Here is a 15,246-nt window from a genome sequence, read left to right on the forward strand (position 1 = left end):
TTTTCCAATGAAGGGCGGAGGAACGAGCCTTAAGGTGCTGCAAGCTGCCACAAACGTAGGAGGTATATGGAACAAATGAAATGGATTGTAGGCCTCGGAAACCCGGGGAAACAATACGAGAAAACGAGGCATAACATCGGTTTTATGGCCGTGGATGAACTGGCGCGGCGGCATGGCATCGAGATCAAACAGAGCAAGTGCAAGGCTTTGATCGGTGAAGGGGTGCTGCCGGGCGGCAAGGTCGTATTGATCAAGCCGATGACGTTCATGAACTTGTCCGGCGAGGCGGTTCGCGCCTATATGGATTATTACAAAGCGTCCCTGGAGGATATGATCGTCGTATACGACGACCTCGATACCGAGATTGGCCGTAACCGGCTGCGTTATCAAGGCAGTTCGGGCGGCCATAACGGAATTAAATCGATTATCCAGCATACCGGAACACAGGTGTTCAACCGCATACGAATGGGCATTTCCCGCCCGGAGCCCGGTTACGCGGTCGTGGACTATGTGCTTTCCGGGTTTGCTAAAAAAGAACAACCGCTGCTGCAGCAATCGATCGAAGCGGCGTGCGACGCGCTGGAGTACAGCTTGGACCACACATTTGAGCAGACCATGGCCAAGTTTAACGGATAAAGCCTAAGGCGAGCCGGTTAGAAACCCAACCGCGTTTTGCTGCCGTTCTGAATCAGGGCTAAAAGGGGTCAGTCTGGGGCATACTGGAGACATAATGAATCTTCAGGAGGCATATAGATGGCTATAAATTACGTCTGCCGGCACTGCCGGACGGTGATTGGTAGAATAGAGGCCCCCCAGGTTACGGAAGCCCAACTAGGCTTTCATTCCTTGACCCCCGAGGAACGGCGAGATATAATAGCGTATGATTCGAATGGCGAAATGACGGTTCGGGTAACCTGCGATTACTGCAGGGAAGCGCTGGAGCATAACCCGGAGCTGATGCTGCTCGCGAGTCCCTTGCAATGAGCGGGGGCAAAGGCCGATGAAGAACGATAAATTTACCGGTTAGAAGCGGTTATAGAGCCTTGGCACGTTTGCTGAGGCTCCTTTTTGGTTCGTGTAAATACGTTGTCCTGCCCGGTCGGGTCAATAGATTGAATAAGCAGTAAGAGAGGTGCCACACTTGCTACAAGCGCTAATAGAAGCTTTTTCCCGGGATACCGACTTTGCTTCGATGGTCGCCGGTGTCAACTCCGGTATGAAGGAGCAGTTGATTTCGGGATTGTCCGGTTCAACGAGACAGGTGATGCTGGCCGCGCTGCACCAGGAGGTAAAGCGACCGCTCCTTGTCGTAACCCACAATATGTTCGCCGCCCAAAAAATTTATGAAGATTTACAGGAAGCGCTCTCACCGAACGAAGTGCTGCTGTATCCCGCCAACGAGCTGGTCGCCGCCGAATCGGCCGTATCCAGCCCGGAAACGCTGGCCCAGCGGATCGAGGTGCTGCTGCAATGCTCCCGCGGCTTTCGGGGCGTTGTGGTGGTGCCTTATTCCGGCATCCGCCGCTTTATTCCGACACCGGAAGTGATGGCGGAGGCCGGACTGACGATCACCCTCGGAGGGACGATCCAGCATGGCGACTTCCTGAACAAAATGATCGAGCTCGGTTATGAGCGCGTCGAACGGGTTGAATCCCGCGGGGAAATGAGCCTGCGCGGAGGAATCATCGATTTTTACCCGCTGACCTCGGCGACGGCTTATAGGGTGGAATTATTCGATGACGAAGTCGATTCCATCCGCATTTTCGATCCGTCCGACCAGCGTTCGGTGGATCAAGTCAAGGAAGTGTTCGTTCCCCCTTGCAAGGAATTGATCGCTTCTCCGGACCGGCTGGGGGCGGCCGCTCAAGCCGCGTCCGAACGACTGGAGCGCCAACTTGAGAAAATGGCCGACCGCCAGGCGAAAAACAAGCTGCAGGAGGAAATCGCCAAGGAGATCGAGCTGCTGCGGGAGCATGTCTATTTTCCGGAAATCTATAAATATATTTCTTTGATCTACCCTGAAAGAAAAACGTTGTATAACTACATGCCAAGCGAAACGCTGCTCATCCTTGACGAGCCGGCGCGCCTGCTGGAGACGGCCAAGCAGTTGGAGCGCGATGAATCGGAGTGGAATCTGCACTTGCTGCAAAACGGCAAAAGCCTTCCGGAGCTGCCATTGGCGGTGGAGGCCGATCATGTGCTCTACCACCGCCCGTTCCAAACGTTGTTCCTGTCCTTGTTCCTGCGCCAGGTTCCGCATTCCCAGCCGCAGAACATTCTCAATTTCGTCAGCCGGACGATGCAGGATTTCCATGGACAAATGAACGTATTAAAGGCGGAAATGGAGCGCTGGAAAAAAAGCGGCGCCAACGTCATCATGCTGGCCAGCGGCGAGGAACGCATGGACCGGATGCGGCGGGTGCTGCAGGATTACGGGATCGAGGAGCCGACGCTGCTGAAGGGCAATCTGCAGTCGGGCTTTGAGCTGCCTTCCGTGCATCTGGTCGTCATTACCGAAGGGGAGATGTTCTCCCAGAAGCAGCGCAAAGCGCGCCGCGTCGCCAGCAAAAGCATGGACAACGCCGAACGGATCAAGAGCTACACCGAGCTGAAAGTTGGCGATTACGTCGTTCACCAAAACCACGGGATCGGCAAATATATGGGGATCGGTACGCTCGAGGTCGGCGGGATCCACAAAGACTACATGCATATCATGTATGCCGGCGGCGACAAGCTGTCCGTTCCGATTGAACAGATCGACATGATCCAGAAATACGTCGGCTCCGAAGACAAAGAGCCGAAGGTCTACAAGCTCGGCGGCAATGAATGGCAGCGGGTGAAGAACAAAGTCCGCTCCTCCGTGCAGGATATCGCCGACGATCTGATCAAGCTGTATGCCGAGCGGCAGGCGGCGCCGGGGTATGGCTTCGAGAAGGACTCGCCGGAGCAGCAGGAGTTCGAAGGAATGTTTCCTTACGAGGAGACGCCGGACCAACTGCGGGCCATCGAAGAAATCAAAAAGGACATGGAAAAAAACCGGCCGATGGACCGCCTGCTTTGCGGCGACGTTGGCTACGGAAAAACGGAGGTGGCGATCCGGGCCGCTTTCAAATCGGCGATCGAAGGCAAGCAGGTCGCGGTGCTGGTGCCGACCACGATTTTGGCGCAGCAGCATTACGAAACGTTCCGCGAACGGTTTGCCGGTTATCCGATCAATATTCAGACGCTAAGCCGGTTCCGCAGCCGCAAGGAGCAGAACGAGACGATCAAGGGGATCCGGCAGGGCACGGTGGACATCGTAATCGGGACCCATCGGATATTGTCCCAGGACCTGGTGTTCAAAGATTTGGGCCTGCTGATCGTCGACGAAGAGCAGCGGTTTGGCGTAACGCATAAAGAGAAATTGAAGAAGCTGAAAACGAATGTGGACGTGCTTACCCTGACGGCAACGCCGATTCCGAGAACGCTGCATATGTCGATGCTCGGCGTACGGGATTTATCGGTCATCGAAACGCCGCCGGAAAACCGCTTCCCGGTGCAAACCTACGTGGTCGAATACAGCCAGGCGCTGGTGCGCGAAGCGATCGAACGCGAAATGGCCCGGGGCGGGCAAATCTACTACCTGTACAATCGCGTGCAGGGAATTCATGAGATGGCGGCGCAAATCTCGGCGCTCGTCCCGGATGCCCGCGTAGGCGTCGGCCACGGGCAGATGTCCGAGCAGGAGCTGGAGAAGACGATTCTCGACTTCCTCGACGGGGAATACGACGTGCTGGTCAGCACCAGCATTATCGAGACCGGCGTCGACATTCCGAACGTCAACACGCTGATCGTGCACGATGCCGACAAAATGGGCTTGTCGCAGCTGTACCAGCTGCGGGGCCGGGTTGGCCGGTCCAACCGGATCGCCTATGCTTACTTCACGTATCAGAAGGACAAATCGTTGACCGAAGTGGCCGAAAAGCGCCTGCAGTCGATCAAGGAGTTTACCGAGCTCGGCTCCGGCTTCAAAATCGCCATGCGCGACCTCGCCATCCGCGGCGCGGGCAATTTGCTGGGGGCGGAGCAGCACGGCTTCATCGCTTCCGTCGGTTTTGACCTGTATTCGCAGATGCTGGCCGAAGAAATTCAGAAGCGCAAAGTGACCATGCTCGGAGAGGCCGAACCTGCGGAAACGCACTGGAATACGACGATCGATCTCGGCATCGATGCTTATTTGCCTTCGGATTACATTTACGATAGCATGCAAAAAATTGAAATTTACAAAAAAACGGCCTCCGCGGCCTCGTTCGAGGACGTGGCGGAGCTGGAGGACGAGCTGCTTGACCGTTTCGGCGAATTGCCGGAAGCGGTGCAGAACCTGCTGTCCGTAGCCAGGGTGAAGTTGTACGGCAAGAAGTACGGCATCGAATCGATCGCATTGCGTGGAGAAGAAGTTACCGTCAAGTTCTACGAAGGCCGGGAACAGACGATCGTACCCGCCAAGCTCGCGGAAGTTGGCAATCTGTTCGGAAGACGTGTACAATTTAATCAAGGGTCCGTGATGCTGATCCGGATCAATATCAAAGGTATGGACGACAAAGCGTTGATGGGCCTGCTGGAACAATTTCTGAATGCCCTGAAGGATGCGTTCAAAGCGAAAGGGGAACTACAAGATGTTTCAAAGTAAAAGGCGTTCCTGGCAAACGCTGCTGATTGCCCTTGTGGCGGTGCTTGCCTTTTCCATCATGGCGGGATGCGGGAAGAAGGATGTTGTCGCCACTTACGAGGGCGGGGAGATTACGGCGAAGGAATTCGATCTGGACCAACGCATCTTGCTGGCGCTGTCGCCGAATGCGGCACAGCTGCTGCAGGTAGACGAATTCCGCGAGTACCTGCTCAAACAGGAGGTTGCGTACAAGTATTTGGCGGCGAAAGCCGATGATAAGACGGCGGAAGCCGGGAAGAAAAAGGCGGAGCAGCAGCTTGAAATGATGAAGGCATCATACGGCGCCGATACGTTCAAAAAAATGCTGGACGCCCAGAAAGTGACCGAAGCGGAAGTCAAAGATTATTTCAACCGCCTTTACATCACTACGGAAAACGAGGAGAACAAACTTACTGAAGATGATGTGAAAAAGGAATTCGAAGCAACGAAGGAAAACTTCACGACGGCTTCGGTTCGACACATCCTGATCGGGTTTACCGATCCGAGCGGCAAGCAACGCTCGGAAGATGAAACCCTTAAATTAGCCAAAGATATCAAAGCCCGCTTGGACAAAGGCGAGGATTTTGCCACGCTGGCCAAGAAATACTCCGAGGATCCAGGTTCGAAAGACGACGGCGGATTGTATGAAAATGCCAACGTCAGCGGGTGGGTTGAAGAGTTCAAGCAGGCTGCTTTGACGCAACCGATCAACAAAATCGGTGATCCGGTCAAAACAACCTATGGGTACCACATTATCCGCGTCGAATCGCGTAACGAGAAAAAATACGAGGATTTGACGCAGGACGAAAAGGATCAACTTAAACTGTCGGTCGCGACCCGTAAAGTGGACGAGTTCATCGCCGGGGATCTCGAGAAGAAGATCATCAAGAAAATTAATCTTCCGAAAGTGGAAACCCCGAAGGATAACGGCGCAGGTACCGGTACGGGCACAAACGCGGGAACCGATGGGTCCGGGAATGCCGGGTCGACGGGGAACAGCGGCGGGGCCGCCAATAATTCCGGCACGAGCGGAACCGGCAGCGGCAATGCCGGAAAATAACGTGACGATGGCATGAGGAAGGCTACCCGGAAATCTAACGGTTGTAGCAGCGGCTATTTTCCGAAAAAAGACCTTTTCTAAATTCTAACGGTTGTGATCGCCGTTATTTGCCTGAATCTAAGTAAAAATAGCCGGATTTCAGTGAAATAAGCGCTATGGCAACCGTTACAATTTGAAATCAATGTTTTTGGCACAAATAGCGCTTGTGGCAACCGTTAGAAAATTTGTGTGTGTAGTAAATGTATTTTGTCAGATTTAATGCAACGCTAGTGCATAAATTACCGTTATTACCACAACAAGAGGTTGCTTCCTTTCCCGCCCTCACCATGCAGCACATGAAATAAACCGCCGGAGTGTATTTCTCCGGCGGTTTTTCTTAACCAGACATTTGTGGGGGATCAGGGCTATTTTTTAAAAATGATGGTTCAATATGATGAATAAGGTGCTCTTCAGGGATGAATACTAAGCACAGAATCACAGGTACAGCAATCCCCTATCCGCCTCAGGCATCGGTCAGCGGTTTTCTGCAAGCTTGGATCGCACTTTCGTCTGCGTCCGGCAGATTTTTGCATAAGAGATCGTATATAGAACTGGTTTTTGATTAGGCTATATCCGAGGAAGCAGTAGTCAAAACTTCTAAGAAAGCGGGGCAACATGTGACATGAAAGCTACTGGTATTGTACGCCGTATTGATGATTTGGGCCGCGTCGTTATCCCTAAGGAAATTCGCCGGACCTTGCGGATTCGCGAAGGAGATCCGCTGGAAATTTTTGTGGACCGCGACGGAGAAGTCATTTTGAAAAAGTATTCACCGATCGGCGAATTGGGTGATTTTGCCAAGGAATATGCCGAATCTCTGTACGAAAGTACGGGACATGTTACGCTGATCTCTGACCGGGATACGCTGATTGCGGTGGCGGGGGCTTCGAAAAAGGAGTATTTGGACAAGGCGATCAGTTCGCTGCTGGAAAACAGCATGGATGGACGCAAAATCTTAATGGAAACGGAATCGGGCGAATACGAAATTACGAAGGACCATCCGGAGAACATCTCTTCTTTCGTGATCGCGCCGATTATTGCCGGAGGCGACCCGATCGGGACCGTCATTTTGTTGACGAAAGATAATTCCGTGAAGATGTCGGAATTGGAGTCGAAAATGGCGGAGACGGCCGCCGGCTTTCTGGCCAAGCAAATGGAACAATAGCCAAGACTCCTCTCACCTGTGCCATTCTCAAACTTACACATCGCCCTTTTACGCGGCGGCCAGCCGTTTGGAGCGGATGTGTAAGTTTTTTTGCGTTGAGCCGAAAATTAGCCGTAACCCATGGTTTCGTCATATAATGGAACCTGCAAGCTTTGGCATGTCCATTATCAGAAGTGCAAAGAAAGGGAAACCATGAAAGAACCGAGCGGAACTTTGGCTTCCAAGCTCCTGAAGGGAGCGGCCATCTTGAGCCTGGCGGCCATTTTGACCAAGCTGCTGGGCACCTTGCAGAAAATACCGCTGCAAAACATCGGAGGCGACGGGGTTTTTGGTATTTACAACACCGTCTATCCTTTTTATACGCTGCTCATTACGCTGACCACATCGGGTTTTCAGGCCGCAGTATCCAATTTTGTGGCGGAACGGCATACAATCGGAAATGAACCCGAACAACGGGAGGTTTTGCGGCTGGCGGCGGCTATGATGACGGTGTTCGGCGTGGCGGGGGCTATCCTGCTGTACTTTGGAGCTCCGCTGTTGGCGCGCTTGATCGGCAGCAGCTTGATCGTTCCGGCCTTGCAGGCGGCCGCGCCGGCGCTGCTGTTTTACCCGGTCAGCGCCGCGCTGCGGGGATATTATCAAGGCCTGCAAAATATGCTGCCGACGGCCGTGTCCCAGGTTACCGAACAAGCGGTGCGGGTCACCGTCATGATTGCGCTGCTGCTCTATTTGAGCCGGATTCCGGTGGGCGACCCGGCATTGGCCGGCGGCGCGCTGGCCGGCTCATCGGTGGGAGCGGCCGCGAGCCTGCTGGTCATGTTGTTGTATTGGCGGGTTTATGTGAGAAGGGAAGGACTAGCGGGGGCGGGCAATTCGGGCAATTCGGGCAACTCGGGACTGCCGTCCAAGGCCAGATGGGAGCTTCTTCGGGCCTTGCTGAAATACGCGATTCCGATTAGCTTGGCCGCGTTGGCGGTCCCGTTAATCAGCCTGGTGGACACGTTCTCGCTGCCGCGGCTGCTGAATGTCCATGGGGACGAGATTCGCGTTATGGGGCAGGTAGGCATATACAACCGGGGCATCCCGCTCGTTCAGCTCGTGACCATGCTGGCCACTTCTTTGTCGGTGCTGTTCATCCCGGCGATGGCCGAACTGCGGATGAAATCCGACATCGCCGCGATTCGCAGGCAAACGCAAACCGCGCTTCGCTGGTTTTGGCTGATCGGGCTGGCGGCGTCTCTGGGGCTGGCGCTGCTCGCGCAACCGATCAATGTGATGCTCTATGAGGATGCGGCCGGCAGCGCCACGTTTGCCTGGATCGCCTGGACGGCCGCGCCCAGCGCGATTATGGTCGTGACCAGCGCGCTGCTGCAGGGGCTCGGCGCCCAGCGCGCACCGGCGCTGCACCTGCTCGCGGCGGCGCTGCTCAAGGCGGCGCTGAACGCGCTGCTCGTGCCGCGGCTCGGCATCACCGGCGCGGCCATCGCCGGCATCGCCGCCTACGGCGCGGCCGCCGCGCTGAACGCCGCGCTGCTGCTGCGCCGCGTAGGGCTGCGTCCGCGCCTGCGGGACGCGCTGCTGCGCCCGGCGGCGGCCCTCCTGGCGATGGCCGCCGCGGTGACGGCGCTGCGCCTCGCCGTCGCCGAGCTGCTGCCGCCCGGCCGCATGGCGGCCGCGGCGGAGAGCCTACTCGGCGTGCTGCTCGGCGCAGCCGTGTTTGCAGCCGCGGTGCTGCGCACGCGGCTGCTTAGCGCGGCAGAGCTCGGCGCGCTGCCGCGGATCGGGCCGAAGCTGCTGGCGCGGCTTCGGAAGCTGCGGCTGCTGCCGTAGCGCAGCCCGGCAAAGGCGCTCGCTGCCGCGGCCGGTGCTGCCCGCCAGAGGCCTAACCGCGATCGTTGCCCTCAATGGCGGCCGCCGCTCGCTGCAGTTCGCCGTGCATGATCGCTCCACCCCCAGGCTAACGGACACAAGAGCCCTTAAGCGCCCGATTTCCCGCCACGTTCCGCTCTAACGGACAAGAGAGACTTTAATTAGTCCAAATCGCTGCCAAAGCAGCCGATTTTCCGGCAATAACGTCTTCTGTGTCCGTTAGCTTGGGAAATGATGCGGAAATTGCTTTCTGGAGGTAGTTCAAAAAGTCATCTTTTGATCCCGAAGCAGGTCATGAAGTGGATCGGGCGTCGAATCTTGAATTCAGCCGGGCCTAACGTATGCTTTCGAAGCATGTTTCCTACGGAAACATTTCACGTACCCTCACAAGAGCCTATGCTTCCGAAGCCGTTTTCTCCGAAAACGTTCAGCTCCGCTCCTGACGTCCCTAGCTTCATCCGACCTACAGCGTTTTGAAAAAACGCGCTTCGGAAGCATACGCTTCGGTGCTGAAAACCTGACTTTTTGAACACGTATTTTTAGCGTCATCTCAGTCCGTTAGAGTGTGGCGTTGTCCGCATCACGGTTTATGCTTGCCCGGCCCGATTTCATATTTTGCCCCGGCAGTGGTATATTAGGTACATGCAGAAACGGACTGAAGCAGAGGGAGGAAGAGAGCATGAGCGCTCGCATTACGATCGTTGGGCTCGGATCGGGCGATCCCGACAAGCTGACCTTGGGAAGCCTGAAACGCCTTCAGGGGGCCGGAGAGCGGTACGTGCGGACCAAAGACCACCCGGTCGTAGCCTGGCTGGAGGAGACGGAAGTGTCGTTCGTTTCGTTCGACGATGTGTACGAAGCGAAGGAGGATTTTCCTTCCGTCTATGAGGAAATCGCCGCACGGCTGCTTAAGCGGGGCGAATATGGCCCGGCAGGCATGGAAATCGTCTATGCTGTGCCCGGGCACCCGATGGTTGCCGAGGCGACGGTCAAGCTGCTGCGGGAGCGCTGCCCGCAGGCGGGAATCGCGCTGGAGATCATCGGGGGCGAGAGCTTCCTGGACGAGGCGTTTGTCCGTCTCGGGTTTGACCCGATCGAAGGGTTTGCGCTGCTTGATGCGACCGACATCGGCGGAGGGCGGATTGATCCCCGCCGGCATACGCTGATCGGCCAGGTGTATGACCAGCTTACCGCGTCGGAGGTGAAGCTCGGGCTGATGGAGGTGTTCCCCGACGATTATCCCGTCGTCGTCGGACATGCCCTTGGCGTCAGCGGACAGGAGCAGATTCGGCGTATTCCGCTGTATGAGCTGGACCGCATCGACGGCTACGGCAATCTGTCGCTTGTCTACATTCCGGCCAGCGAGGACGAGGCCTTACGCATCCGCAGCTTCGAGCGCCTGCACGAAATTGTGACCATTCTGCGCAGCCCCGGCGGATGCCCTTGGGACCGCGAGCAAACGCATCAGTCGATCCGCAAAAACCTCATCGAAGAAACCTATGAGGTGCTCGAAACGATCGATGACGACGATCCCGACCATATGCGCGAGGAACTGGGAGATCTGCTGCTGCAAATCATGCTCCATTCCCAAATGGAAGAAGAGCTTGGCACCTTTACGGTGTACGATGTCATCCGTGAATTAAACGAAAAGCTGCTCTACCGCCATCCGCACGTATTCGGCAATTTAAGCGCGGAGGATGCCGAGGCGGCGCTAAACAACTGGGAAGCGATGAAGGCGGAGGAAAAGCGGCGCAAAGGCATCAAACCCGAGCAGCAGTCGGCTCTCAGCGGTGTGCCGCGCGATTTGCCGGCTTTGATGAAGGCTTACAAGCTGCAGAAGAAAGCCGCCAAAGCGGGCTTTGACTGGGAGCAAATCGACGGCGTATGGGACAAGCTCGAAGAGGAGATCGCCGAGCTCAAGCAGGCGGTGAAGGACAAGCAGGATCCGGAGGCGCAGGAGCTCGAATTGGGTGACGTTTTGTTCTCGGTCGTCAACGCCGCGCGGTATATCGGTGCAGACCCGGAGCAGGCTCTGTCGCGGACGATCGCCAAGTTCACCCGGCGGTTTCATTATGTGGAGGAACGGCTGAGAGCTCAAGGGAAAACGCCCGGCGATAGCTCTTTGTCAGAAATGGATGCATTTTGGGAGGAAGCTAAGTCGAAAGAACGGGAATGATGGGAGAAAAGGCCTAAAATTCGGTTTTTTTGTGAAAAAACCAAAAAAAAGTTCCCGTCCGGGCAGGAATTTCAATGCGGAGCAAGAATACTGTTACAAAGATATCGTTATGGCTTTATAGCAGGCCTTTTGCCTGTAGTGCCAAGGTATCACCTATTTTTTTATTTATTGGGAGGCATTATTAATGAACAAAACAGACCTGATCAACAACATTTCCAGCAAAAGCGGTTTGACGAAAAAAGACGTAGAATCCGTATTGAACGGTTTTCTCGGTGAAATCACGGAAGCTCTTGCTGGCGGAGACAAAGTACAATTGATCGGCTTCGGCACGTTCGAAACCCGCAAACGTTCCGGCCGCACGGGCCGCAACCCGCAAACGGGCAAAACGATTGAAATTCCGGCATCCAATGTTCCGGCATTCAAAGCGGGCAACAAACTTAAAGAAGCTGTAAAATAATGCGTCTTGATAAATTCCTGAAGGTATCACGGTTAATTAAGCGGCGTACGGTTGCAAAAGATGTCTCCGAACAAGGCAGAGTCCTCATCAACGGACGCGAATCCAAACCGAGCAGCACGGTGAAGGTGGGCGACGAAATTACGGTGCAGTTCGGCCAAAAGCTGGTCACCGTCCGCGTCGAGCGCCTGGCCGAAACGACTCGCAAGGATGAAGCTGCGACCTTGTATACCTTGATTAAGGAAGAGCCGATCGCGAAGGATAACGGTCTGGATTGGACCTGATTCGCGGCAGGCCATGAGCATGTCCCGTTTAGGCGGGGCATGTTTTTTTTAACCTTATAGAAAAATATCGGGCAAGGTAGAGGGCGAGGCGCAGGTAGAGAGGGGAGGAGAAGAGGAATCTGGGGGCTAAGGGACACCAGAGACCTTATTTGCGGAAAAATGGAGGTTTGCAAAATGTAACGGACACAGATGACCTTATTTACCTCAAATCGGCCCGAATGTGCTGGTTTTGAGCCAAATAGAGTCACGTGTGTCCGTTAAACTGGGAAATACCCGGGAAATGGGCGGATAAGGTCGCTGGTGTCCGTTAGAGCAGCGTACAAAGTTTAGGAAGAGCCTCCAATCGCTCCAAAGTAGCAGTCAGAGCCACTAAAAGAGCTAGAATAAAAAGGACGCCGTCCCGTCAGGCGTTTTTCTTATTATGGGGTGAGGAGAATAACGGTAAAAAAGGTCTCTATTCTCGCCTAAAAAGGGAGTTCAGCAGAAATAGGGGAATTTTTTGGCGTTATTTTAGCAACATGGGGATAAAGAGGTGTCATTTCCAGGATTGATCTCCAAATAGCTCCGAAAAGCTCCGCTATTTTGCGCGGGGAGAGGGAAGGTCCCGGAATAACGCCCCAAATTACCGCTATTTTCGGCAGCGGAGGCGTACGCCTATTGCCCATCTTTTCCCCGCGTACGCCCATTGTCCATCCCTCCCCGCGTGTACCCATTGCCAACCTTTCCCTGCGCACGCGCCTAACACGCGCCTAACCGCGCCAAAAGTATAGGTTCGCGCCTACAAAATCGCCGACTCCTCCCACGCCATCATGGCGGAGGGGAACAGCTCGATCGCCCGCGGGAACACGCCGTGGATGTAGGCGATCAATACGCCGTAGTTGACGATCGGCACGCCGGCGGCTCTGGCCTCGTCGAGGCGATGCAGCATATCGCGGCGGTTCAGCATGCAGGCGCCGCAGTGGACGATCAGCGCATAGCGGGTCAGGTCCGGCGGGTAACTATAGCCGGAGAATTGCTCGATCTGCAGCTGTTTCCCCGTCATCTGGCGCAGCCAGCGCGGGATTTTGACGGAGCCGATGTCGTCGGACTGCCGATGATGGGTGCAGGCTTCCGCGATCAGCACATGATCTCCGTCGCGCAGATTTTCGATGGCCCGCGCGCCTTTGACCAGCTCGCCCAGATCGCCTTTATGGCGGGCGAACAAAATGGAAAACGAGGTCAGCGGCACCTCCTTTGGAGTATCAGCGGCGACTTTAAGAAAAACCTGCGAGTCGGTAATGACCATCCGCGGGTGGCCCTTTAATCTTTCCAATGTCACCCGCAGCTCATGCTCCTTGGTGACCATGGCGATGGCGTCGCTCTCCAAAATATCGCGGATCGTCTGCTGCTGCGGCAAAATCAGCCGGCCTTTAGGGGCGGCCTTGTCGATCGGCACGACCAGCACAACGATGTCGCCGGGGGAGAGCAGATCGCCGACGATCCGGAAACGGTCGTCATCGTGGGGGAGCGCGCCCGTGATCGCTTTCGTAAGCTCGGCCACGCCCGCCCCCGCCGTGGCGCTGAACGGCACGCACTCCAGCCCCAGATGCGATTTCACCCGGGCCAGCGCCGTATCCACCTCATCGATGGTGTCGATTTTATTCAGCACCCCGACCGCCGGAATGTTTTTCTCCTTTAACTCGGCGAGCAGGCCCGGATAAAAACCGTCGGCTCCTGTCAGCAGGGCCTCCGCGGCATCGATCACCAGCAAAGCGAGATCGGTGCGCTCTATCAGCTCCCTTGTTTTTTGCTTGCGCAGCCCGCCGAGCAGGCCTTCGTCATCGAGCCCGGCGGTGTCGGCCAGCACGACCGGTCCCAGCGGGAGCAGTTCCATCGCTTTATACACCGGATCGGTTGTCGTCCCCCGAACCGGGGACACCACGGAAATATCCTGCCCCGTCATGGCGTTAACCACGCTGGATTTTCCGGCATTCGTCCGTCCCAACACCGTAATATGCGTCCGCTCTCCACGCGGCGTAGCATTTAAACTCATCTCGTGTTCCTCCCTGATTTGCCGGGAATCCCCGGCTTGGTCACTTCAAGCGGGTTCAGAATCCGGGCCGTCTGCTCGGCGGTCAGCAGCCCGCGCTCCAGGGCGGCCTGCTCCACGGTTTTGCCTTCCCGGCTGGCCTCACCCGCGATTTCGGCGGCAAGCTCGTACCCCAGATGGGGAACGAGGGCCGTCGCCAGCACGGTGGAGCGCTGCAAATGCGCGCGGCACACCGCCTCGTTCACGGCGATCCCGCGCACGCAGCGCCGCTCGAACAGCTCCACGGCCCGCCGTAGAATCTCCAGCGATTCCAGCAGGGAATCGGCGATCAGCGGGCCAAACGCGTTGAGTTCGAGCTGGCCGCCGGCGGCCGCCAGGGTGATCGCCGCATCGTTCGCGATGACGCGCATGGCGGTCAGCCCGGCCATCTCGGCCATGACCGGGTTGACCTTGCCCGGCATGATCGAGGAGCCGGCCTGCACGGCGGGCAGCGCGTACTCGCCGATGCCGCCGGCCGGGCCGGACGCCAGCAAACGTAAATCGCCGGCGATTTTGAGCAAGGTGACGGCCGCCGCCTTCAGCAGGCCGGACACCTCGACGAAGATGTCCCAATTTTGCGTCGGGTCTAGCGGATATTCGCTTTGGGCGAGACCCAGCCCCGTCAAATCCCGCAGCATTTCCGCCACCTGGCAGCTGTATGCCCGCGGAGCCCCGAGCCCCGTCCCGATGGCGGTGCCGCCGAGCGGAATTTCGCGCAGCCGCTCCTCCGCCTTATACAACCGCCACCGGTCGCGCGAGACCGCTTTGGCATAAGCGCCGAACCCTTGTCCGGCCATCATCGGCAGGGCGTCCATCAGCTGTGTGCGGCCCAGCTTCAGCGTGTCCGCGAATTCCCGCTCCTTCTCCTGCAGCGCTTCCTGCAAGGACGCGTAAGCTTCGCTGAGCGGGCGCAGCAGCCGGATCGCGGCGATGCGCAGCGCGGTCGGGTACACGTCGTTGGTCGACTGGCAGCAATTGACGTGATTCAGCGGATGAACCAGCCCGTAGTCGCCTTTTTGCCCGCCAAGCCGTTCGATGGCCAGATTGGCCACAACCTCGTTGGCGTTCATGTTGGTGGAGGTGCCCGCCCCGCCCTGCAGCGCGTCGACCGTAAACTGGTCCTGCAGCGCGCCTGCGGCGATTTCGTCGCACGCCCAAACGACCGCATCCGCCACCGCCGCCGGAATCAGGCCCAGCTTGCCGTTTACGGCGGCGGCCGCTTTTTTCACCAGCATGAGCGCCGCGATCAGGTGGCGGTTGACCGGTCTTCCGCTGACCGGAAAATTTTCCATGGCCCGCGCCGTATGAATCCCGTAATAAACGTCCGCGGGAATTGCTTTTTTGCCGAGGGAATCGGATTCCCAGCGGTATTTTCCCTCATGTTCGGCCCCTTCCTTGCTATCTTGCTCCATCAGAATTCGCCTCCAAAAGCCGCTTTCATTGC

General features: G+C 56.6%; 12 protein-coding genes. 9 read left to right on the forward strand and 3 right to left on the reverse strand.

From position 1 onward, the window contains the following. Positions 1–75: 75 nt before the first annotated feature. The 9 genes from pth (at position 76) to EHV15_RS09050 (ending at position 11,734) form a co-directional block, all read left to right on the forward strand. Entirely contained in the window at positions 76–636 is a 561-nt protein-coding gene (gene pth / locus EHV15_RS09010) for an aminoacyl-tRNA hydrolase (RefSeq protein ID WP_128630907.1), read from the forward strand. 117 nt (positions 637–753) lie between these two features. Further along, the gene (gene fin, locus EHV15_RS09015; RefSeq protein ID WP_128630908.1) at positions 754–984 is read left to right on the forward strand and encodes an anti-sigma-F factor Fin; all 231 of its coding nucleotides are present in this window, start codon (positions 754–756) and stop codon (positions 982–984) included. A gap of 157 nt (positions 985–1,141) precedes the next feature. Continuing rightward, on the forward strand, positions 1,142–4,669 hold the full coding sequence (gene mfd / locus EHV15_RS09020; protein WP_128630909.1) for a transcription-repair coupling factor: 3,528 nt from the start codon (positions 1,142–1,144) through the stop codon (positions 4,667–4,669). Further along, a complete protein-coding gene (locus EHV15_RS09025) occupies positions 4,656–5,747 on the forward strand; it encodes a peptidylprolyl isomerase (RefSeq protein ID WP_128630910.1) in 1,092 nt (363 codons plus the stop codon). The genes mfd and EHV15_RS09025 overlap by 14 nt, the downstream gene beginning before the upstream one ends. A 661-nt stretch (positions 5,748–6,408) precedes the next feature. After that, complete coding sequence (gene spoVT / locus EHV15_RS09030) at positions 6,409–6,951, forward strand: stage V sporulation protein T (protein WP_128630911.1); 543 nt, start codon at positions 6,409–6,411, stop codon at positions 6,949–6,951. Positions 6,952–7,143: 192 nt separating this feature from the next. Next, positions 7,144–8,781, forward strand: a complete 1,638-nt coding sequence (locus EHV15_RS09035; protein ID WP_128630912.1) for a putative polysaccharide biosynthesis protein — start codon at positions 7,144–7,146, stop codon at positions 8,779–8,781. A 718-nt stretch (positions 8,782–9,499) separates the two neighbouring features. Continuing rightward, positions 9,500–10,996 carry a bifunctional methyltransferase/pyrophosphohydrolase YabN gene (yabN, locus tag EHV15_RS09040; RefSeq protein WP_128630913.1) on the forward strand — a complete coding sequence of 499 codons (1,497 nt, stop codon included), beginning with the start codon at positions 9,500–9,502 and terminating at the stop codon, positions 10,994–10,996. A gap of 184 nt (positions 10,997–11,180) precedes the next feature. Then, entirely contained in the window at positions 11,181–11,453 is a 273-nt protein-coding gene (locus EHV15_RS09045; RefSeq protein WP_018753532.1) for an HU family DNA-binding protein, read from the forward strand. Next, on the forward strand, positions 11,453–11,734 hold the full coding sequence (locus EHV15_RS09050; RefSeq protein ID WP_128630914.1) for an RNA-binding S4 domain-containing protein: 282 nt from the start codon (positions 11,453–11,455) through the stop codon (positions 11,732–11,734). The genes EHV15_RS09045 and EHV15_RS09050 overlap by 1 nt, the downstream gene beginning before the upstream one ends. Before the next feature lie 464 nt (positions 11,735–12,198). On the opposite strand, the gene EHV15_RS09055 is transcribed toward EHV15_RS09050, so the two are convergent. The 3 genes from EHV15_RS09055 to EHV15_RS09065 all read right to left on the reverse strand — a co-directional run bounded on the left by EHV15_RS09055 (position 12,199) and on the right by EHV15_RS09065 (position 15,214). Next, a complete protein-coding gene (locus EHV15_RS09055; RefSeq protein ID WP_128630915.1) occupies positions 12,199–12,420 on the reverse strand; it encodes a hypothetical protein in 222 nt (73 codons plus the stop codon). A gap of 92 nt (positions 12,421–12,512) precedes the next feature. Continuing rightward, the gene (gene hydF / locus EHV15_RS09060; RefSeq protein WP_128630916.1) at positions 12,513–13,766 is read right to left on the reverse strand and encodes a [FeFe] hydrogenase H-cluster maturation GTPase HydF; all 1,254 of its coding nucleotides are present in this window, start codon (positions 13,764–13,766) and stop codon (positions 12,513–12,515) included. Beyond that, a complete protein-coding gene (locus EHV15_RS09065; protein ID WP_128630917.1) occupies positions 13,763–15,214 on the reverse strand; it encodes an aspartate ammonia-lyase in 1,452 nt (483 codons plus the stop codon). The genes hydF and EHV15_RS09065 overlap by 4 nt, the downstream gene beginning before the upstream one ends. Positions 15,215–15,246 lie beyond the last annotated feature (32 nt).

Source organism: Paenibacillus oralis (assembly GCF_003863965.1).
Classification (GTDB): domain Bacteria; phylum Bacillota; class Bacilli; order Paenibacillales; family Paenibacillaceae; genus Fontibacillus; species Fontibacillus oralis.